General features: G+C 41.6%; 2 protein-coding genes and 1 pseudogene. All 3 read left to right on the top strand.

Annotation, left to right across the window (positions count from 1 at the left end):
• A pseudogene (locus H5158_RS22490) lies at nt 1-243 on the top strand (DUF2931 domain-containing protein); the annotation flags it as partial.
• Nucleotides 244-288: 45 nt separating this feature from the next.
• Nucleotides 289-801, top strand: coding sequence for a DUF2931 family protein (locus H5158_RS22485; RefSeq protein WP_182740958.1), 513 nt, complete (start codon nt 289-291; stop codon nt 799-801).
• 126 nt (nt 802-927) lie between these two features.
• On the top strand, nt 928-1,272 hold the full coding sequence (locus H5158_RS22480) for a hypothetical protein (protein ID WP_259399482.1): 345 nt from the start codon (nt 928-930) through the stop codon (nt 1,270-1,272).
• Nucleotides 1,273-1,357 lie beyond the last annotated feature (85 nt).

Here is a 1,357-nt window from a genome sequence, read left to right as displayed (position 1 = left end):
AATAGAATTTACTTTGGTGAAGTTGCAATAGACAAAAAAGGTTACAAATTAGCTAAATCTCTCCCTTATTTTACTTTATCGACAGGTGAGGTATTTAAGAAAATAAAACCATATTTAATAGTCGGCATGGGTGAGTCAGGTGAAATCAAAGTTTGGTTATCTAATACCCGTTCAGCGGGATTTACAGGTCGCGTATTACACGAACTAGCCTCAGGGCAAGCACAGTGGCGTGAGAATAAGTAACTAAGCCATTCCTCAAGGACAGCTTGAACTTAAATGGAATATATTTTGAGTAACCTCATAAAATGTCTCACCACATTGACCTTTACATTATTTGTAGTGGGTTGCTCGTCAACAGGTAAAATTGATTACATGGTCGCAGGTGTCGGCACCGAAAATGGCAATGCAATTTGGGGGCGTTCTGTGGTATTTGATGATGAATGGGGTATTCCTTCCGGTGCAATAGAATGTTGTTACGCACAAGCTGGTGGTACTGTAAGTGTTTACAATCAAAAATTCCCAGAAAAAGTCGCGGTTGAATGGTTAGATAAGTCAGAAAATAGAATTTACTTTGGTGAAGTGGCAATAGATAAAAATGGTTATAAGTTAGCTAAATCTCTCCCTTATTTTACGTTATCAACAGGTGAAGTATTTAAGGAAATAAAACCATACTTAATAGTCGGTATGGGTGAGTCAGGTGAAATCAAAGTTTGGTTATCTAATACCCGTTCAGCGGGATTTACAGGCCGTGTATTACACGAACTAGCCTCAGGACAAGCCCAGTGGCGTGAGAATAACTAGTAAAGCGATTTCCATCTGTAGCTTTGGCCCGTGGTTCTGAATATGGGCCGGAATTTACCACTAAAAACAACATATTGAAGGTTCATGTAGTAACAATGGCAAGGGCCAACCAGCGGGCAAGTAACCTTGCAACTAGCAAAAAAACGCCCAGACGAAGTATCCTTTTGGCAGCACTATTTTGAGGTTAAACCAGGGGCTTATAATGTCACTGCAACTGCCAATGGCGCGGTAGATAGCACCACATTCACCGTTGAGCAGCCTACGTTAGGTTACGAAATTGAGCTACTAGATGAGACAGGCGAGCCCCAAGCCAACATGGGCTATAAAATTCGCTTACGTAACGGCCATATTATCACCGGACAGCTCGATAAAAACGGCTATGCCAATGTCTCAGGCCCTGATTTTGAAAACGCCAAAGTCAGCTTTTTTGAACTCGCCGATCACGATTGGTCAGTAGGCAACATCACCTAAACGTAGACTTGCTCTGGCGATATTTATATTTAGGGATAAGGATATTTCAATGACACAACAACACACCGTCGCACAAGGCGAAACA

Origin of the sequence: Pseudoalteromonas sp. SR45-6, assembly GCF_014163545.1 — a bacterium.
Taxonomy (GTDB): Bacteria; Pseudomonadota; Gammaproteobacteria; order Enterobacterales; family Alteromonadaceae; genus Pseudoalteromonas; species Pseudoalteromonas rhizosphaerae.
Note: the sequence above shows the minus strand (reverse complement) of the source record. Positions and strands in the feature narration are given on the sequence as shown.